The organism is Rhodanobacter sp. FW510-R10, from assembly GCF_058781105.1.
The window spans coordinates 2,668,599-2,688,049 of the sequence record NZ_JBYSWL010000001.1; the positions used below are offsets into that span (position 1 = coordinate 2,668,599).

17 protein-coding genes are annotated in these 19,451 nt (G+C 66.6%); 11 read left to right on the plus strand and 6 right to left on the minus strand.

Features of this window, described 5'->3' with window-relative positions:
• Window positions 1–69 precede the first annotated feature (69 nt).
• Genes AC3WJB_RS11635 through AC3WJB_RS11665 form a run of 7 tightly spaced genes read left to right on the plus strand, consistent with a single transcriptional unit; the run spans window position 70 to window position 7,542 of the window.
• Window positions 70–972, plus strand: coding sequence for a class I SAM-dependent methyltransferase (locus tag AC3WJB_RS11635; RefSeq protein WP_492683190.1), 903 nt, complete (start codon window positions 70–72; stop codon window positions 970–972).
• 4 nt (window positions 973–976) lie between these two features.
• Window positions 977–2,203 (plus strand): amidohydrolase family protein, encoded by a 1,227-nt coding sequence (locus AC3WJB_RS11640; protein WP_492681687.1) that lies wholly within the window; start codon window positions 977–979, stop codon window positions 2,201–2,203.
• Window positions 2,203–2,943, plus strand: a complete 741-nt coding sequence (locus tag AC3WJB_RS11645; RefSeq protein WP_492683192.1) for a class I SAM-dependent methyltransferase — start codon at window positions 2,203–2,205, stop codon at window positions 2,941–2,943. Before AC3WJB_RS11640 ends, AC3WJB_RS11645 begins: the two co-directional genes overlap by 1 nt.
• Window positions 2,940–4,448 (plus strand): B12-binding domain-containing radical SAM protein, encoded by a 1,509-nt coding sequence (locus tag AC3WJB_RS11650; protein WP_492681689.1) that lies wholly within the window; start codon window positions 2,940–2,942, stop codon window positions 4,446–4,448. Before AC3WJB_RS11645 ends, AC3WJB_RS11650 begins: the two co-directional genes overlap by 4 nt.
• A gap of 9 nt (window positions 4,449–4,457) precedes the next feature.
• Window positions 4,458–5,585, plus strand: a complete 1,128-nt coding sequence (locus AC3WJB_RS11655) for a glycosyltransferase family 4 protein (RefSeq protein WP_492681691.1) — start codon at window positions 4,458–4,460, stop codon at window positions 5,583–5,585.
• A complete protein-coding gene (locus AC3WJB_RS11660; RefSeq protein ID WP_492681693.1) occupies window positions 5,582–6,688 on the plus strand; it encodes a glycosyltransferase family 4 protein in 1,107 nt (368 codons plus the stop codon). Before AC3WJB_RS11655 ends, AC3WJB_RS11660 begins: the two co-directional genes overlap by 4 nt.
• Entirely contained in the window at window positions 6,685–7,542 is an 858-nt protein-coding gene (locus AC3WJB_RS11665; RefSeq protein WP_492681695.1) for a class I SAM-dependent methyltransferase, read from the plus strand. Before AC3WJB_RS11660 ends, AC3WJB_RS11665 begins: the two co-directional genes overlap by 4 nt.
• A 16-nt stretch (window positions 7,543–7,558) precedes the next feature.
• Here AC3WJB_RS11665 and AC3WJB_RS11670 read toward each other — a convergent pair whose 3' ends face one another.
• Genes AC3WJB_RS11670 through AC3WJB_RS11685 form a run of 4 tightly spaced genes read right to left on the minus strand, consistent with a single transcriptional unit; the run spans window position 7,559 to window position 11,870 of the window.
• Complete coding sequence (locus AC3WJB_RS11670) at window positions 7,559–8,491, minus strand: flavin reductase (RefSeq protein ID WP_492681697.1); 933 nt, start codon at window positions 8,489–8,491, stop codon at window positions 7,559–7,561.
• A gap of 2 nt (window positions 8,492–8,493) precedes the next feature.
• Window positions 8,494–9,123, minus strand: a complete 630-nt coding sequence (locus AC3WJB_RS11675) for a class I SAM-dependent methyltransferase (RefSeq protein WP_492681699.1) — start codon at window positions 9,121–9,123, stop codon at window positions 8,494–8,496.
• A gap of 27 nt (window positions 9,124–9,150) precedes the next feature.
• A complete protein-coding gene (locus AC3WJB_RS11680) occupies window positions 9,151–10,380 on the minus strand; it encodes a nucleotidyltransferase family protein (RefSeq protein ID WP_492681701.1) in 1,230 nt (409 codons plus the stop codon).
• Window positions 10,381–10,385: 5 nt separating this feature from the next.
• Complete coding sequence (locus AC3WJB_RS11685; RefSeq protein ID WP_492681703.1) at window positions 10,386–11,870, minus strand: B12-binding domain-containing radical SAM protein; 1,485 nt, start codon at window positions 11,868–11,870, stop codon at window positions 10,386–10,388.
• Between the two features lie 231 nt (window positions 11,871–12,101).
• Here AC3WJB_RS11685 and AC3WJB_RS11690 point away from each other — a divergent pair, with 231 nt between their 5' ends.
• Together AC3WJB_RS11690 and AC3WJB_RS11695 are read left to right on the plus strand one after the other, a co-directional pair.
• The gene (locus tag AC3WJB_RS11690; RefSeq protein ID WP_492681705.1) at window positions 12,102–13,133 is read left to right on the plus strand and encodes a phosphoenolpyruvate carboxykinase (ATP); all 1,032 of its coding nucleotides are present in this window, start codon (window positions 12,102–12,104) and stop codon (window positions 13,131–13,133) included.
• A gap of 165 nt (window positions 13,134–13,298) precedes the next feature.
• Window positions 13,299–15,029: an ATP-binding cassette domain-containing protein gene (locus tag AC3WJB_RS11695; protein ID WP_492681707.1), complete on the plus strand. Its 1,731-nt coding sequence runs from the start codon at window positions 13,299–13,301 to the stop codon at window positions 15,027–15,029.
• A gap of 1,450 nt (window positions 15,030–16,479) precedes the next feature.
• Here AC3WJB_RS11695 and AC3WJB_RS11700 read toward each other — a convergent pair.
• Window positions 16,480–17,421 (minus strand): zinc-dependent alcohol dehydrogenase family protein, encoded by a 942-nt coding sequence (locus AC3WJB_RS11700; protein ID WP_492681709.1) that lies wholly within the window; start codon window positions 17,419–17,421, stop codon window positions 16,480–16,482.
• A 216-nt stretch (window positions 17,422–17,637) separates the two neighbouring features.
• Window positions 17,638–18,327 carry an Hsp20/alpha crystallin family protein gene (locus AC3WJB_RS11705; RefSeq protein WP_492681711.1) on the minus strand — a complete coding sequence of 230 codons (690 nt, stop codon included), beginning with the start codon at window positions 18,325–18,327 and terminating at the stop codon, window positions 17,638–17,640.
• A gap of 100 nt (window positions 18,328–18,427) precedes the next feature.
• Here AC3WJB_RS11705 and AC3WJB_RS11710 point away from each other — a divergent pair, with 100 nt between their 5' ends.
• Window positions 18,428–18,640, plus strand: a complete 213-nt coding sequence (locus AC3WJB_RS11710; RefSeq protein WP_492681713.1) for a hypothetical protein — start codon at window positions 18,428–18,430, stop codon at window positions 18,638–18,640.
• A 32-nt stretch (window positions 18,641–18,672) separates the two neighbouring features.
• Window positions 18,673–19,323: a BON domain-containing protein gene (locus tag AC3WJB_RS11715; RefSeq protein ID WP_492681715.1), complete on the plus strand. Its 651-nt coding sequence runs from the start codon at window positions 18,673–18,675 to the stop codon at window positions 19,321–19,323.
• Window positions 19,324–19,451: the final 128 nt, after the last annotated feature.

A 19,451-nucleotide genomic window follows, 5' to 3' on the forward strand; every position in this document is an offset into this window, starting at 1 on the left:
AAGCTGGCGAGGTCGATGCTGCATGTCATGGTGCATTTCAGGCGATGTTCCACCGGAGCGAAGATCAAGATGAACGGGGAACATGAACTCGGGCAGCACACCCTGGCAACCACAATCCTTCCCGCTCCCGCGCCAGGCGTACCGGGCCAGCGGGGCGCAGGCGGTTCCCTGGACGAGGCGCGGCTGCTCGACACGCGGCGTGCGTTTGACAGCGTGGCGGTCGACTACGACGGCCCCCGCGGCAACAACGAGCTGATCCAGCGCATGCGCTCGACTCTTTGGGACACCGTGTGCCGCGTACTTCCTGTTGGCGGACACCTGCTCGACCTGGGTTGCGGCACCGGCCTGGATGCACTCGAATTCGCGCGGCGCGGCTACCAGGTCGTCGCCACCGATTGGTCACCGCAGATGACCGCGCGCACGCAGGTGCGTGCCGCCGTCGCAGGCATGGAGGCCCACGTCGCCACCGCACACCTAGGCATCCAGCAGCTCGACCGGCTCGACGACGCCTTCGATGGCATCTACTCGAACTTTGGTCCGCTGAATTGCGCCCCGGACCTGCATGTGGTCGCGGCCGAATGTGCGCGCCTGCTGCGGCCAGGTGGCCAACTGGTGTTTTCGGTGATCGGCCGGATCTGCCCGTGGGAGCTGGTGCACTACGTGTTGCGCGGACGCTTGCGGCGGGCAGGCGTGCGTGCTGCGCGTGGCGCCACTGCGGTGGGCATGAACCAGCACACGGTCTGGACCTGTTATTACACACCGCGCGAGTTCTACCGCGCCTTCGCCGGGCACTTCGTGCTGGCGGGCTACCGTGCGCTCGGCCTGTTCCTGCCGCCGCCCTACCTTGTGGACTACTACCGTCGCCATGGCCGCTACGGCAGATGCCTGGGCTGGCTCGATGATCGCCTCGGCGCGCTGCCGCTGCTGCGCGACATGGGCGACCACTTCCTGATCCTGATGCGGCGGCGCTGACCCCATGGGCTACCTGCACGCGTTGGACATCAGCCTATGCCGTGCAATCACGGTCGCGCCATCCGGCGCCTCGCACGCGCCACTGCCGATCCGCACTGCGCGGATCGGTGCCACACCGTCCGCTCGGGCCTGGCGCATCGACCTGCGCGACCATCTGATCTTCCCCGGCTTGATCAATGCGCACGAACACCTGCACGTCAACGCGGTTCCGCCACTGCATGCGGATGTGCCGTTCACCAACAGCTATGCGTGGATCAGGGCGTTCCAGGCGCACTTCGCCGAGCCCGCCGTGGCCGCCGCACTGCGCCTGCCGAAAGCGCTGCGGCTGCGTCACGGCGCGCTGAAGAACCTGCTCGCCGGCGCCACCTGCGTGGCGCACCACGATCCCTGGCACCCGGCGCTCGACGCGTTGGATTTTCCGGTGGCGCTGTTGCGCGACTATGGCTGGAGCTATGCACTGGGCTGGCCCGGTTATGGGCCACCGGTACGGGCTAGTTTTACCGCCACGTCCGTCGGGCGTCCCTGGATGATCCACCTGGCCGAGGGTACGGATGCGATCGCGCAGGCGGAGCTGGCGCAGCTGGACCGGCTCGGCTGCCTTGCGGCGAACAGTGTGCTGGTGCACGGGGTAGGCCTGCGGCCGACGGACATCGATCACGTGATTGCCTGCGGCGCCTCAGTAGTCTGGTGTCCCACCAGCAACCGCAACCTGCTCGGGCGCACGCTCGACCCGCGACGCTTGTGTGCGTCCGGCCGCCTCGCGCTGGGCAGCGACTCGCGACTCAGCGGCGCACGCGACCTGCTCGAAGAAATGCGTGGCATCGCCACATGCGGCGAGCTCGCACCAGCGCAGATCCTGACGCTGGCCACGACGGCGGCGGCGCGCATACTGCGCCTGCCCGGACGTGGCATCATCGCACCGGGCGCGCCGGCTGATCTGGTGATCGTCGAGGATCGCGGCGGCGCGGCACGCAGCCTGACCAGCCTTACGCGCAGCGAGATCCGGGCGGTCGTGCGCGACGGTGTACCGTGCATCGCCGATCCCGATTTCTCCGAGTGGTTCGCGGTCGCCGGCGTGGACGCCGTGCCTGCGTTGCTGGATGGTCGTCCGAAACTGCTGGCCGCGCCTCTGGCCGAGCCGGATCTGCTTGCCCTCGAGCCCGGGCTTGAGCTTGCCATCGCACGCAACGCGTCCGGGTGCGAGCGCGCCGCGGAAGCGTGGTGCCCGTGATCGCGCACGCGCCGCTGCTGGAGCCGGCCGAGGCCTACGCGCTGTGGGCCTCAGAATATCCGGCGTACGCCCACAACTCGGTGATGTGTGCCGAGGAGCGCGCGATGCTCGGGCTGATGCCGGCCTCGCTGCGCGGACAGGTGGTAGTCGATGCCGGCTGCGGCAGTGGGCGCTACCTGTTGCATGCTTTGCGGCGCGGCACCGGGCGTGCAATCGGCGTGGACTTGTCGCCACAGATGCTGGAACGCGCCAGCGTGGAGCTGGGCAGCTTGCACACCAGCGTGCAGGTCACCTTGCTGCAGGGAAACTTGGTGGCGTTGCCGATACCGGATGCCCAGGCGGAGCTGACGATCTGCGGCTTGACCGTCGGGCACGTGCAGCACCTCGAGCAGGCGCTGGCCGAGTTGCGCCGGGTGACCCGACCTGGCGGCATCATGCTGTGCAGCGACGTGCATCCGATCGGACACGTCCTGGGCTGGCAGCGCGATTTCAAATCCGGAGGCTGCCGCTACGCCGTGCGCCACACCCCACACCTGTACAGCCATTGGCACGCCGCCTGCACCGCACTTGCGCTGCACATCGAGCATGTGCTGGAACCCATGCTCGACCCGGCAGACATCCCAGCTGGCGCGTGCTTCGATCCCCGGGCGCTGGAGGTGCCCGTCGCGCTGGTCCTCCGCTTGCGGCGCTCGCCCGATTTCGCCACTGCCGATCACGCTTGCACGCAGGCCAGCCCATGACCGCTCCGCGCACCTTGCTGATCAACCCGACCGTCACCTCGCGCTCGAGCGCGAGGTTTCCGCTCGGACTGCTGCATCTGGCGGCAGCCCTGGACCGTGCCGGCAGCAGCCGCATCATCGACGGCAACGTGGATCGCGACTTCGTTGACGACAGCCTGCGTGCCATGGAGCAGGAACGCTTCGACGCCGTTGGCGTCGGCGTAATGGGCGGACCGCAGGTAGCCACGGCAATCGCCGTGTCCAAGGCGATACGCGCGCGTTTTCCGCTGGTACCAATCATCTGGGGCGGCTATTTCCCGACCCTGCACACGGACGCCACGCTGGCTGCACCATACGTGGACTACGCGATCCGCGCGCAAGGTGAGGAAACCCTGCCTGAGCTGGTCGCCGCACTTGTCGGCGACGGACCCGGGTTTGGCCGTATCGCCGGCCTGTCCTGGAAGCACGCCGGCACGGTCGTGCACAACCCGGCCCGTCCCATCGCGCGCCACGACCCCACGGGACTGCTGCCCTACGACAAGCTCGGTAATCCCCGCCGCTACCTGGCGCGTACCTATCTCGGTCAGCGCACCGTCGCCCACCAGGCGGCAATCGGCTGCCGCTACCACTGCACGTTCTGCGGCGTGGCGGCGATGTTCAACGGTTCGACCCGGCTGCCGGCGGCGGCTCGACTGGAGCGCGAGCTGGGCTATTTCAAGCACGTGCTGGGTGCCGATGCGGTGCAGTACTTCGACCACAACTTCTTCGATCGCGAGGCGGACATGGTGCCGCTGCTCGAGGTGATGGCCAGGTTCGAGCTGCCGTGGTGGTGCTTCGCCCGCTCCGATGCGTTGCTCAAGCTCTCGGAGCACTCGTGGGAACTGGTGCGCAGGAGCCGACTGCGCATGGCCTACATCGGTGCGGAATCGCCCAGCGGCCAGATGCTGCACGACATCCGCAAGGGTACGCGGCCGGAGCAGACCCGGGAGGTGGTCGAGCTGTGCCGCCGCCACGGTGTGATCCCGGAGTTGTCGTTCATGGTTGCACCGCCGGAAAACACCGAAGAGGAGACCGAGCGCACGTTCGAGTTCATCCGCGAGATGAAGCGGATCAATCCGCAGACCGAGATCGTGATCTACATCTACACGCCGCTGCCGGAGCACAGCCGCCACGAGAAGGACCGCGCCAGGCGGCCTGGCCCGCCGTTGTTGGACATCGACGGTGAGCCTGTGGCATTCCCCACCACGCCGGACGGGTGGGCCGAGCCGCGCTGGGTCGCTTACGCCTGCCACATGGATGCCCCCTGGCTCAGCGACCGGCTGCGCCACCGCATCAACGACTTCGTCACCGTGTTGCGTTGCCGCTACCCCACCGTGCAGGACCTGCGTGCGCCGCCATGGGCCAAGCGCAGGCTGAGCGCGATGGCTGGCTGGCGCTACCGCTCCCGCAAGTACGACCGGCCGTGGGAATTGACCCTGGCGAACCGCCTGGTACGCCTGCGCATGCCGCAGGTGTCGGGCCTGTAGGCGCGGACCATGCACGTGGTGCAGATCAATTTCCTGCCCGCACCCGGCGGTCTGGACCTCGCGGCGCTGCTCGAACGCTGGCCGTCGCTGGCGGACATCGCGGAACTGGTGGCCAGCGCCGGCGTCCGGGTCACCGTGCTGCAGGCAGCCGCGCGGGCCGGGCGCCTGACGCACGCCGGCGTGGACTACCGCCTCGTCGACATGCGCGGAACGCATACGGCACAGGGTCGTGGCCGCCACTTCGCCGAGGCCCTGGACGGCAGCGGCGTCGACGTGCTGCATGCGCACAGCCTGGCCTACGCCGACGATGCGTTCGCCGTAGCAGGCAACCTCGCGCCGGGGTTGCCGGTGGTCTTCCAGGACCATGCCGACCGGTTGCCATGCTGGTGGCGGCCGCGCCAGCGCCGCCGTTTCGCGGCAGCGGCAGGCATCGCATTCACTTCACTCGATCTCGCACAGCCCTTCGTCGCCGCCGGCATGTTCGGTCCGGCGACACGACTTCTCTCGATCCCCGAATCCAGCAGCCGCTTCACGCCGGGCGATCGCGCACTGGCGCGTGCCGCGACCGGCGTGCATGGCGAGCCTTGCGCGCTGTGGGTAGGGCGCCTGAATCGCGGCAAGGACCCGCTGACGGTACTCGACGGCGTTGCGCTGGCGGCAGAGCGCATGCCCGGCTTGCGCCTGTGGTGCGCCTTTGGCGAGGAGCCGATGCTGGCCGAGGTGCGGGCGCATATCGATGCCGACCGGCGGCTGGCCGGGCGAGTGCACTTGCTGGGCAGGGTGGCGCATGCGCAGGTCGAAGCGCTGATGCGCGCCGCCGACCTGTTCGTCTCCGGCAGCCGCGCCGAGGGCAGCGGCTACGCGGCAATGGAGGCCATCGCCTGCGGCCTCACGCCCATACTCACGGACATCCCTGCCTTCCGCGCACTGACCGGCAACGGCCGCATTGGCCGGTTGTGGCCGTGCGGCGATGCGTCGGCACTGGCCGAGGCGCTGGTTGGTGCGGTGGCGCACCAGGCTTCGCCGCAGCAGGTGCGCGCGCATTTTGATGAGACGCTCTCGTTCAAGGCGGTGGGTCGGCTGTGGGCCGATGCCTATGCGCAGGTTCTCGACGATCGCCACGGGAGCACGCCATGAAGCTCGCGCTGGTAGTTCCCGGCGGAGTGGACCGCAGCGGCGAGTTCCGCGTGATCCCGGCCCTGTTGGCACTGATCGGGCGGCTGGCGCGCAGGCATGAGGTGCACGTGTTCGCCTTGCATCAGGAGGTGGCGCCGGGTCGCTGGGAACTCGCCGGCGCGCACATCCACAACATCGGCGAAGGCCGAACGCGGCTACGCGCGATCGCAGCGATCCGCGCCGAGCATCGCCGCGCGCCGTTCGACGCGATCCACGCGATCTTCTCCGGTTCCTGCAGCCTGGTCGCCGTCGTCGCGGCGAAGCTGCTGCGACGGCCAAGCCTGGTGCATGTCGCCGGCGGCGAGCTGATCGCGCTGCCCGGGATCGGCTACGGCGGCCGGCGCACGTGGAAGGCGCGACTGCGCGAGGCGATGGTGCTGCGCGGCGCCGATGCGATCACCGCCGCCAGCGCACCGGTCATCGACTCGCTGCGTGCGCTCGGGCTCGATGCCTGGCGCGTGCCGCTGGGTGTTGACCTGCTGGCCTGGCCGCCGCGGGCGCCGCACGGGCGCGGCGGAGGGCCGGCCCGGCTGATCCACGTCGCCAGCCTCAACCGTGTCAAGGACCAGCCGACCCTGCTGCACGCGCTGGCGCTTCTGGCAGAAGCAGGACTGGACTTCGAAATGGACCTTGTCGGGGTAGACACCTTGCAGGGCGAGATGCAGCGGCTCGCCTGCCGACTCAAGCTGGATCGTCGGGCACGCTTTCTTGGCTTCAAGACCCAACACGAACTGCGCCCGCTGATGGAGTCGGCCGACCTGTTGGTGATGTCGTCGCTGCACGAGGCCGGCCCGCTGGTGGTGCTCGAGGCCGCTGCCGTGGGCGTGCCCACCGTGGGCACGGCGGTCGGGCACATCGCTGAATGGGCACCGACGGCGGCGCTGGCCGTGCCGATTGGCGACGCGCCGGCACTGGCGAATGCGATCGGCCGTGTGCTCGGCGACGAGGGACTGTGGCTGCGCCTGGCCGCCGGCGCCCAGGTCCGCGCGCTGCGCGAGGACGCCGACCACACCGCTCGCGCATTCGAGGCGCTCTACCGCCGGCTGCATGCCATATGCGCATGAATGGCGCCACAGCGCCACCGGCCGCCGGACTGCTTGGCGACACTCCGCAACGCGACTACACGGAGAAGCTCCAGCTGTTCAATGCCTTCGCGCGGCCGGAACTGCGCGAGGGGATAGCTGCACTGGGGGTGGGGGTGCGGACGGGGGAGCGTGTGCTCGACGCCGGCTGCGGCACGGGGGAGACGGTTGGCTGGTTCTGCGAATCGACGGGGAACCGCGCACTGGTGGTGGGAATGGACCTGGCGGTCGCGCACGTCCGCATCGCCCGCTGCACTGCGCCGGCGCAAGCGATCATCCTGCAGGCCGACATGCTGCGGCCACCGCTGGTGGAAGGCAGCTTCGACCTGATCTGGTCCGTCAACGCGGTCAACCACCTGCACGACCCGGTCGCCGGAGTGCAGCTACTGGCGAAGCTGCTGCGTCGGGGCGGCCGCCTGGTAGTGGGGCAGAGCTCGCTGGTGCCGGACATGTACTTTGCATGGGATGCCCGCCTCGAACAACGCGTCAACGACGCGGTGCGTGCGTACTATCGCGAGCGCTATGGCCGTAGCGAGCATGAATTCGCCGCAGTCCGCGCGCTGGTCGGCTGGCTGCAGGCAACGGGATTGCCCCAGGTGGCAGTGCGCACGCGGATGATCGAGCGTATCCAGCCGCTCGCCGAAGCGGACGAACGCTATCTGCGCGACGCGATCTTCCGGGACACCTGGGGTGAGCGCCTGCGACCCTATCTGCACCCGGAGGATTTCGACACGCTGGCGCGGCTGTGCGATCCGCACGACGCGCGCTACGCCCTGCGGCGGCCAGACTTTCATTTCCTGCAGGGCCTCACCATGGCGGTGGCGACGAAGGCCTGAGACTGCGGCCGTACGTTCAGGCAGACCGCACCTCCGCGAACGGTTCGCCGCGTCGGCGGCGGTAGGCCTGGTGGAAGCCCGCCGTGTGGTGCAATTGGGCGCCCTGCGTCAGCACTTCCTCCGACACGATGCGGCCGAGGAAAAGCGTATGCGAGCCGACCTCCTCGCTGTGCACGATCTCCAGCTCGCGGATGCGCAGCGCAGTCGCCACCGCGGGTATGCCGAAGGCACGCGAGCGCCGCACCAGGAAGGGCAGCGCCGCCCAGTCCAGGAGCGGCTGCTTGTGGTGCACGCTGAGTGCGTAAACGGCGTCCTTCATCGTCGCCGGCATACAGGAGAGGGCGACCCGGCACGATTCGCGCATGACCGGTACGGAGATGTTGGTGCTCCGCAGCGCGAGCGCAAACAGTCCGCTGCGCCCCAGCGGACCGATCAGATCCATCGGGAAGATGTTGCGGTGACCCCGCGCCTCGACGGAGACGAGGATGACCGGCCGTGGGCACAGGTAGGCGACCATCAACTGCTGGGTCGCGGCAGGCGCCATGAGGGAATGCGGCGACGAGGTGTTCTGCCGCATGAGGCGGTTCTGCAGCCAGGCGTTCCACGGGCGCAATGGCCACACCAGGCAGCGATGTCCGCCGGCCACGACACGGTAGAGGACGAGCCTCGTACCTTCAACGCTGACCGCTGCCGCGCGCGCCAGGCGCAGCATCCCAAGCAGCCGGCCGCTGGCGCGGTCGCGGTACTCGAGTACCGCGCGCGGCCCGGCATCCAGGCTGGTTGCGATGGTGAGCGGCCGGAGCGAAGCCACGGTGTGGTCGGTGGTGACATCTGCCGTGGCGTTGGCCCAGCGCAGGTTGGCAATGACCCCCTGCTGCGGGGACGCGACGGCGACCACCGACCATTGCGGCAGGGGACGAATGAACGGTCTGATCCGGTCCTTCCACATTCTCATATCCTCCGAAACAACAGGAGCACGTAGCGCTCGAAGGCCAGCCTGAAGCCGCGGGGGACGACGCGCTCCAGTCGGAAATGCGGAGCCGCCGCCCGTGCCATGGCCTGCGGCGAGAACCGGTGGATACCACTTTCGCTCGCGATGGCGTAATGGCCTTGGCGCGCGAGATTCACCAGGTTCGACCGCCACCAGCGGTAGCGCGCGTCGGCAAGGCAATAGGGGTTGAGCAGGCTGGCCAGTACGAAACCGCCGTGTTGGACCACGCACGACAATTGTTCGAACAGCGCGGCGTGCTCCGCGAAATGGTTGAAGACCGCGAAGTTCGCCGTGACCGCCCGCACCCTGCAGGCGAGCGGCGAAGCGACTGTGATGACGGCCGCGTGGGCGATCTCGACGCGGCAGTTCCGCACCAGGCAATCGCGCATCGCCTCCGCAGGTTCGAACACGAAGGTTGGATGACCTTTGGCGGCATACGCCTTCGCATCGATGCCGGTGCCGGCACCGAAATCGAGCAAGGCCGCACCGGCAGGCAGCAGGTCCAAAGCCAGCCGCTGGAACCTGTCCCGCACAGCCTGGTCCTGCGGCGAGGCCAGCATAAATTCGTGGTACTGGTTGCCGGTGTGCATGTCGTCGGTGCCCTGCGGGCAGATCCGCTATCCGTTTGTCGAAGGGGCGCGGGGCTCCAGCGCCGCGCGCACCACATACAAGGTGTCCATGCGCGGTACCGGCCGGATGAGCCAGGTCAGCAAACGCCGGCGCCGGGGCAAGGTGGTCCAGTTCTGCCCCTGCAGCCATAGCTGGGTGCGCACCATGTCGGCGCGCTCCCTCCGGACTTCATCTGTGGGCAGGACATGGCGTGTGAGATGCTGGGCGGCTTCGCCGAAAGACTGCGACCACTCGATACCGGCGAGCGCGTGCAGCCACAGCTCGGAGCATGACACCCGGGTCAGGGTCTGCCAGCGAGAGACCGTGCGCAGCAGGGGCGGGCAATCGTGTTCGAGCCGCACGAGCACGGCTTTGGGAATGGCATGCCGGTAGTAGCGTGCGACCAGTCGCAGCGGCGGCAGTGCCCACCAGGGGGCATCCTCACCGCCAGCGTCCCATAGTTCGTTCCAGTCGCGCGCGACCATGCGCGTAGCCAGTAGCGAGATGTCGTTAAGGTGCATCAGGCGCAGGCTGCGGCTGCAGATGTTGCCCGCCGCGTGCAGCAACAGGTGGCTCATCAAAGCGCCAGTCGACGGATACGGATTCAGGCCCGGCATAGGCTCGTTCGGGTAGATCCGCCCGGTGATGTCAACGGCGGCTATGGGCAACCGCTCCTGGATCCGTGTGTGCAGCTCGATGTTCACCGGTGCATCACGGTGCTCGCCCAATCCGGCATAAGGCTGGCTGCGGGCGGGTTTGAACACCCGGTGTTTCCATTGCGCGAACGAGTCCACGTAGCCGAGTTCCTGCAGCAGCGCGCCCGCGGCTGCGGCATCGGCTTCGCCCACCAACAGGTCGATGTCGGCCATCGGCCGTTCGCCCGGCGCGTAGATGCCCTCGGCATGCAGCGCAGCACCTTTCAACGCGACGACGGGAAAGCCCGCGGCATGGGCGCCGGCATCGATGCGCAGGAGCAGTTCGATGATGCGTTGATGGCGCTGTTCGACGTGCGCGCGCTGGTCGGCGAGGAAACGTCGCCACACCGGGTGGTTCCAGGTCGAGTATTGGTTGAGCAGCGGCGCCACACCGTGCGCGACGGCAGCGGCCGCGGCCAGCTCCCATTCCAGTTCGCTCCATGCGGGCGTCTCGCCACCCGGCCGTGCCAACGCCAGCTCGGTGGCGAGCGCTTCGGTGGTGCGGCGCAGGCCGTTCCTGACGACGGCGAGTGGCGGCAGCACGGCGATCAGCGCTGCTGCATGGCGATGCGCTGCAGCGCGGGGGGTGGCGTCGCATCGTGGTTGCGATGTGCGTCTTCGCTCGCGATCAACGCGTCCCAGCGCGCGTCGAGCTTGGTAGTGGCCGCACGATAGCGTTCCGGCGGCGTGCCAGCTTTCGTCCGCCGCAGCGCGACCTGCTCGTGCAGCAGATCGCGCACACTACGGTAGAACTCCGAGTCGTAGGCGCCACGAAACATCATCGCCAGGTCGTCGCTGTCCCGCCAATGCGTCTTCCGGCCCAGCTGGGCTTTCACCAGTTCGTAGAACCGCGTCCCGGGCAATGGATAGGACACGCTCACGCCGATATCATCCGGTGCCGCTTGCGTGATTAATTCGCGGGTTGCCAGCAGGTCTGCCAGCTGTTCGCCCAGGTAGCCGAGCTGGATGAAGAAGCCCGCACGGATGCCGTACCGGCCCAACCGTTCCCGCGCCATGATCAATTTGGCCACCCGGGTACCTTTGTTCATGGCGTCGAGTACGGGCTGGCTGCCACTCTCGGCGCCAAGCCACGCCTCGACGCAGCTGGCTTGCGCCAGCGCCTCGGCCATGCGTTCGGTGATCAGGTCGGCACGGGTCTGGATGGTGAACGGTACCGCGCCTCCGGTGGCACGCAGGTGTTCACCGAACTTCGTCACCCAGTCGGCACGGAAACCGAAGATGTCATCCGCCATCCAGATGTGGTCGGGCTGAAAAGCGTGCTTCAGGTAGCTCACCTCCGCCGCGACGTCCATCGGCGTGCGCTGCAGGTAATGGTTGCCCCAGATCGGCTTGGCACACCAGTTGCAGTGGAACGGGCAACCTCGCGATGCGGCCACGTTGAGGCTGAAGTAGCCGTGCCGCTTGTACCAGACAGCGCGATAGCGTTCGACGTCGACCAGATCCCAGGCCGGGTGGCCAACCAGATGTGGATCGGGCGGCAGCGCGCCGATGCGCATCTGCTGCACCTGGCCATCCACCTGCACGGCAATACCGGCGAGGCCGCCCACCCAAGCCGGGGCGGGGGTGCCTGGGGCGTGCTCCAGGCGGCCGAGCAATTCGGTCAGCGCCGCGATGCCTTCGCCAATCAGCACCACCTCCGCGCCTGCCGCGAGGAAGGCCTCCGGATGATCGGAAGCGTCCGAGCCGGCAACGACCACGCGGGCGCCAGCGGCACGCGCCTCGCCGATCATGCGGCAGGCCGCCTCGCGCATGCAGCCTAGACACATCTTGGTCAGGAAGTTGAAGTTGTCCTCGTAGAGCACGACCAGGTCCGGACGTAAGCCGTGCAGGGATGCGGCGAAATTCTCGACCCCTTCGGCGAGCATGGCGTCGAACAGCGCGACCTCGTGCCCCAGCTGCCGCAACAGGGCGGCCACCTGGATCGTGGCGAGGGGAGGATAAGGTTTGCCGCGCTCCCACTGCTTCCGGTCGTATTTCAGGTAGTAGGTGTGACCGACCAGGATCTTCAGCATCACTATGGCCTCCACGGGCCGGGACGGGCTGCGGCGACGCCACGATGGGTGCGTTCGAGCCTTGCTGGTTTCCCGAGTGAGTGCTCCGTCACGGAGCTTCGGTTGCCTGTGCCACGGCGGGTCGCTGCACCGGGATGTGGCGCTGGTCGCATTGGACACAGCTGCACGCGCAACCTTCTCTTGCTGCGGTCGCACTCAATGGATACTTCCCACGAGGCGTGCGGGACGAGGATGGCGTCGACGATTTCCCTCGGCGTTCAGGACGCGAATGCCAACCCTTTCCGTGAGCGCAGCGATCCGACGTTCTCCGTGCGCAAGGAAATTCTTGGCGGTGACTTTCGGTTCGTCAGTGCCAGCGCGGCCCTGTTGCAGGTGGTCGAAATTGCCTATGCCGGCCTGCCACCACATCGCCTGCCGGCAGCAGCGGCGGAATTCCGGATCGAACTGCGGTTGATGCCGCGCCGCGTCACGTCGCCGGGCACTGAGCCGCTGCCGGTGCGGATGCAATCCGGTGCCGGCCTGCTGTGCGGAGTCATGGACGCGTCGAACTACGTGGTGCTGGCACCCGCACAGCGGCAGGCTTTGGTCGTGGCTTCGGAGGACATGCTCGACCAGCCCTACCACCTGCGCTACGAACTCGTGGAATTCACCGTGTTCACCCTCGCGACCCGTGGTCTGGGCCTGGTTCCGCTGCATGGCGCCTGCGTGGGTCGGCAGGGGCGGGGAGTGCTGCTGCTGGGTGCGAGCGGTTCGGGCAAGTCGACGCTGGCCCTGCACAGCCTGCTGCACGGCCTGGACTTTCTCGCCGAGGACGCCGTCTTCGTGCAACCGGAAACCCTGCTCGCCACCGGCGTCGCCAACTACCTGCATGTGCAGGCCGACACGCTGCGCCACATGGACGACCCCGTCGCCCGGCGCTGGCTCGACCGTTCGCCACGCATCCACCGGCGCAGCGGTGTGGAGAAGTTCGAGGCCGACTTGCGGCAGGGCCCTGGCCGGCTTGCGGCAGCGCCGCTGGACTTGGTCGGGGCAGTGTTCGTGTGTGCCGAAGCAACGGGCGATGCGGATGCGTTGTTGAGCCCGGTCCATGCCGGTGAGGCGGCAGCCCGCCTGCGCACCAACCAGCCATATGCGGCGACGCAACCGGGCTGGGATCGCTTCGAGCAGCGGCTGATCCAGCGCGGTGTCCACGAATTGCACCGCGGGCGCCATCCGCGCGATGCGGTCGCCGCGCTGGGCGAGCTGCTTGTCGGAGCGTACTAGTCATTCGGAACGCACTGGCCACCTACAACTTCTTGTCCGGTGGCCCGCACTCACCCGCATGCGCAATCTGACCAGGGAGCAACGTCGCACCGAACCGTCGGACAGAGGCTTCGAAACCATGACCCCCAACCGCGTGATCCGGCGGCGATGCGCGATGAACCTTCGATGATGCAGGTCCGGTCGCTGGACCTGTTGCGCGCGTTGATGCACACGCTCGCGCACAAGGATCTAGTGGAAACCGCAGTGTACGTCGTGTTGTCGCTGGGCGCCGCCATCGCCGGCAGCGTGGCGGCGCTGTTGCTGGTGCCGCTGGTGCAGCCAGGTCACACCTTGCCGTTCGGCGCAGGCCTGCTCGATGCACGCCGCAGTATCGGCGTGCAGGCGGCGACCTTTGCGGCCGCCAGCGGTGCGTTTGCGCTGCTGCGTTGGCAGGCGGCGCGGCTGGGTGCACGATTGGTCAGCCGCTACGGCATGAATCTGCGCCGTGAGGTGCATGCGCGGCTGATCGATGCGCCGCTGGCGGCATTGGCCGATGCGACGTCCGCGGAAATTGCCAACGTGCTCACCCACAACGTCGAGATCCTCGTGCAGGGCTTCAGCGCCCTGCAGCAGCTGCTGGTGGTCGGTATCACCGCTGTGGTCAGTCTCGGTTTCGCGTTCTGGGTTTCGCCGCCGCTGCTGCTGGCCGTACCGGTGCTGGTCGGCATCGGGCTGGCCGCCTCGCGCGCTTACGGCCGCGAGCAGGCGCTGGTCGCGCGCCGCTATGTGGCTGACATGACACAGCTGTTCTGGCACAGCGAGGATTTTCCGCGACGCCTGCGCCACGTACGCTCGTTCGAACGCGAAGCAGCGGAGAAGGCAAGCTGCGGTGCGATTGCGGCCCGGCTCGGCCACGGCTATCGCCGTCAGTTGGAGCTGGTGGCCTCCGGGAGACTGGTGCTTGAGCTGCTGGCGACGCTCGGCATCACCTCGCTGTTCCTGCTCGCCGATCGCTGGCACGGCGTGGACCGGGCCTCGCTCATCGCCGTGTGCCTATTGCTCGGGCGCCTGCTTCCATACCTGGTGACGACGCGGCAAAGCTTCCAGCAACTGCGCTCGACTGCCCCAGCCTTCGAGCTATGGCATCGTTATATGAGCCTGGATGCGGACCGGCCACCTGCGCCTGCGACGTCATCCCAGCCAACGGCGGGCGAGGGAGTCCTTCGCATCGAGCGGATGCGGCTAACGCCGCCGCCGGCGGGCCTGGAGGTCGGCGAACTGGTGCTGGCGCCCGGCGAGCTCATACTGATTTCCGGTGATTCCGGGATCGGCAAGAGCAGCCTGGTCGACGTGCTGGCCGGCATGGCAATGCCCGACGTCTTCCTGGCGCGCCTCAACCGCCAGCCCATCGGTTTCGACGCTTATCGCGAACTGGTGCGCCATGGTGCCTACGTCAGCCAGAACGTGCGACCGTGGCAGCGTTCGGTGCGCGAGTGCCTGCGTTGGACGGCGCCCGACGCCACCGATGCACTGCTGCGCAGCGCGCTGGCCGACGTCGGCCTCAACCGGCGCTTGGCCGACTCACCACTTGGGCTCGACACCGCGCTGCACGATGCATCCAGCAGCCTATCCGGCGGTGAACTGCAGCGGCTGCTGCTGGCCCAGGTGATCCTGCGGCAACCACGTCTGGCCGTGCTCGACGAGGCCACCAGCGCGCTGGATACCGCTGCGGAGTTGGCTGTCCTCGTCACGCTGAAGCGTCGCTTGCCACGAACCACCCTGATCGTCGTGTCGCATCGGCCCGGCGTGACAGCGCTGGCAGATCAATGCCTAAGGATTGAAAGCCGCCTTCCGGCGTCGGTGTCCGGGAACGCCGCGCTCTGCTGCACGGCGCGGAGGCAGGTCTGCGGTGCTTGAATCAAATGCCATTTGAAGTACCCCACGCCGATGCCACAAAGTCAAATTGACACGCATGGGATGGCGCCCTTTTGGGGGCAGTTTGATGCCACTGAACGAACCGGGCGCCGGGGCAGAGCGATTAGCCTGTGTTATCGGGGTAGAGAAAGACAGCTTTCAATGCTGCGCCCGGCTCGACTCTGCCGCGGTCATATGAATGGAGGTCCTTGTGACGAGGCTTTTTCGCGTAGTACCTCACAATTTTCATAGGCTACTGGAGCCGCTCGAGGCGCCAGGCTTGCCTCGAGAAGGGTCATGACGGGATGCCGTTCGATGCAGCGATCTGGAGCTCAATCAGCGTTGCCGGCAGGCCGCCCAGTTGCGAATTCGTCGAATGTAGCCAGGCCTTGCTCTTCACGCTGTCCGAGCCCACAAGTGGCTCCGCTGCCACGATGTCGCGGACACCATGCTTCCAAGCGCATCCCACGCAAAGTTTTCATCAAGCAATTCAGGGGGTGGCGTGCACTTCTGCGAGTGACCTAGAACCGGCAAGCCTGATTCCGAAGCCCAGCTGCACCTATCATTATTTTACATAATATACATTATGCGAAATTCAGGCTAACCGCGGTAGTCAGCAGATCGCACGACTTGCGTTGCGCCTTGCCATCGCCGGAGTCCATCCTGAGTTTATACCCTTCCATACAAACGGTAGATTTGCCAAGACGTTGTACGGGGTCCAAAGAAATCACTCGAATCAAGCCACGTACGTGCACGGCGGCGCCTCAACGGCTGCTCCACCGACTCCGAGTCTCATTGACTGGGCGTTGATGTCCCATAGTCTAGGCTTGGATGGCCGTGATCTCGGGCATCGTCCACTCCTGGGCCGGCGCACGCAGGAAGCCCACGTCGGCACCTCGTCATTGCACGCCCGGAATCGCGAACGGCTGGCGCAGCAGCGACAAGGCCAAAACCAACAACAGCCGACGGTGGCCACGGATGGCGACTTCCTGCGACAACGCGGCGGCAGCGGACACCGCAGAGGCTACGTCACGTTTACTTTGCCTGGAGTTTGTGCGTGAACACCACCACCGACAAACGTTGCGCGCATCGCGGCTGCCGCTGCCCGGTTGCGGGCGATCAGGCCTATTGCAGCGAGCACTGTCGCAAACGTGCCGAATCGCCGACCTCGAGCGATGCGCCGACTTGCCAATGTGGGCACCCACCCTGCGTTGCCGATGTTGCCCGAAGAAACGAAACACCACCCTCCGCAGGTTGAGCGCGCCATCGACCGGTCGGCACCGTGCGATGCGGGGATACGGCTGCAGTTTCACACTCGGGCACCGAGCGACTCGATAAACACTTTGGCAAACGCCAGGATGTCGCGACTCGAATCACCAGGTGAATTCAGATAACGTGTGCATTGTATATTATTGATACACAATGATTTATATGAAACCAAGTCGGGCGAGGTCTACGGCACGAGCACGGCGGCGCCATTGAATCGGCCCTTGCGCAGATCGGTCAACGCCTGGTTGGCCCGCTCCAGCGGATAGGGTTTGGTGATCGTCCTTGCCCGCATGGCAGTCGGATCCAAGAAGAACTCCTTCGCGTCTTCGCGCGAGAGGTTGGCGACGGACACGAGTTCGCGTTCTTCCCATAGCAGGCGGTACGGGAAGGCGGGTATATCCGTCATGTGGATGCCACCACATACCACCCTGCCGCCCTTGCGCACGGCCTGCAACGCTGCTGGGACCAGTGAGCCTATCGGCGCGAAGACGATTGCCGCGTCCAAGGGCACAGGGGGCAGACCATCGGAGTCGCCCGCCCAGACGGCACCGAGCGACAACGCGAACGAGCACGCCGCCTCATCCCCGGGACGAACGAAAGCAAACACCTCGCGGCCCTGCCAGCCTGCCACCTGGGTGATGATATGGGCTGCGGCGCCGAACCCGTACAACCCGACTCGCCGCGCATCGCCGGCCCGCTTCAGGCACCGCCAGCCAATCAACCCGGCACAGAGCAGCGGCGCGGTGGCCACGACATCGGCGTCGTCGCGCAGGCGCACACAATAGGCAGCCCGGGCAACCACGTGACTGGCAAACCCGCCCGGCCGCGTATAGCCCGTCAATTCCGGATGATCGCAGAGGTTCTCACGGCCGTCTCGGCAATAGGCGCACATTCCGCATGTACCGCCCAGCCAGGGCACGCCGACGCGCGCACCGGCCACGAGCTCTTCGACGTCGCGGCCCACACGTTCGACGATGCCGACGATCTCGTGTCCCGGTACGACCGGCGGCTTCACGAAGGGCAGATCGCCGTCGACCACATGCAAGTCGGTGCGACATACGCCACAGGCCTCGATGCGCACGAACACCTCGTCCGCCAGCACCGGCGGATTGGCCAATTCCTTCATGACCAGCGGATCACCAATCCCCTCGAGAACCATTGCGTGCATGTATTCAATCCTTGCATCTGGAGCCACCCGGCTTCGGACAAGCGCAGAAACGCCGGCCCGAGTGGACGTCCTCCACGTTCGACCCTTGCGGTCGACTGCCTGGGAGGCGCGTGCCTCACGGGCCGGCAAGCTGCCGCCGCACTCATGCGACGTAGCCTGGCGCATGTCCCTGGATCAGCTCACGGTGATCCGGTGCGCGTTGCCGTTGGCCTTCTTGGGCAAGGTCAGCGAGAGCACGCCCTTGTCATAGCGCGCTTCGGTGCGGCTGCCATCGAGGTCAGCCGGCAGGGCGAAGGCCCGGTAGGCCTTGCCCCACGACCTTTCAACGACGAGTTCCTTGGCCTCCTTCGTTTCCTTCTCACGCTTCGCCTCGGCGGTGATCGAAACACGATTGCCATCCACCGAGACATCGATGTCGTCCTTGCTCACGCCGGGTATTTCCGCCTTGACGTGGAATGCATCGTCATCCTCGGTGATGTCCACGCGCATGTCGACAAACTCGGGTTGGTTCCACGCCGGGGCCAAACCGAAGTTGCGGAACAAGTCGTCAAACGTCGCCGGCGTGTCAAATCGCGCGGGGTTGCGGAACGGATTGAAGCGGGTCAATGCAGTCATGGCGTACTCCTCTGTTGGCAGATGTGCGTCGAGCACATAGGTGACGCTACGCCCGGCATACAGAGCTATGTTGACGCACATCAACTCACCCCTGCCTGCGGACCGGCGAGTACTGGAAGGACGCCCACTCCCCGCCCAGCGGTCACCAAAGCTGCGCCCGCCCATGATCGCTTGGGTGCATTTCGCCGGCACAGTGAAACGCCACAAGCGCCGCCACGCAGGATGTGGAAGCGATACCGGCATTTCCATGCCGGCACTCGACGACGCGTGATGGTGACCGGGATCAAGTCATCGGCTCGCACGTCCCTTACCGTGATCGTGCCAAAGCGGTAACTGGAGATTCGTGCGCATGCAAGCCATCCTGATCGTCTTGCCGATATTCGCCTACGCGCTCCTGGTGGGTATCGCGCTGGCCTATGTGCTGTTTGCGCGGTCTCCGCGCCCAGGCCACCGCCGGATCAGGAAGCGCGGCGCACGCGCCGATCCGGCGCTCTGTCCACCGCGACAGTTCATTACGCGCAAGATTGATACGGATCAAACGGGCCACCGGCGCAACTCCTGAAACAAGACTTCCACTGTGAAGAGGGCACACCGATGAACGACAAAGAACTGCGCCAGCTCGTCATTGACGAACTGGAATACGAGCCCAGCATCGACGCCGCCGACATCGGCGTCACGGCCGAAAACGGCGTGGTCACCTTGAGTGGCTACGTCACCGACTACGCGCAGAAGATGACCACCGAGCGCGCGGCTTGGCGGGTGAAGGGCGTCAAGGGCATCGCACAAAAGATCGAGGTTCGGCTGCCCGGCGACAAACAGCAAAACGACGATGAAATCGCGCAGCGCGCGCTCAACATCCTGGCCTGGAACGCGGTCGTGCCAAAAGGCGGCATCCGCGTACGGGTCGCCGACGGCTGGGTCACGTTGTCCGGCAAGGTGCAGTGGAACTATCAGCGACTGGCCGCCGAGAAGGAGGTTCGCAAGCTCGGCGGAGTCAGGGGCGTCAGCAACGACATCACGCTCGCCGCCGGCGCACAACTCGGCGACGTGCGGTATCGCATCCAGGAGGCATTGAAACGGCTCGCCGAAATCGAAGCGGGCGCCGTTCAGGTGGACGTGTTGGATGACGGCACGGTGCGCATTGACGGACATGTCGACAACTGGAGCGAAATGCAGGCGGTGGAGCACGCGGTCTGGTCTGCGCCAGGTGTGCGACGCGTCGAAGACCGTCTCCGCTTGCGTTGAGGAAGACACATCGCTTTTGCCGCCCCGTCATGGCGCCAAGGGTGCCGTATGCCCGATGAGCAAGACCGATGGGGCGCTGTAGGCATGCGACTGCATCCTGGCCCATGAAACGTGGTGCACCTGGCGGC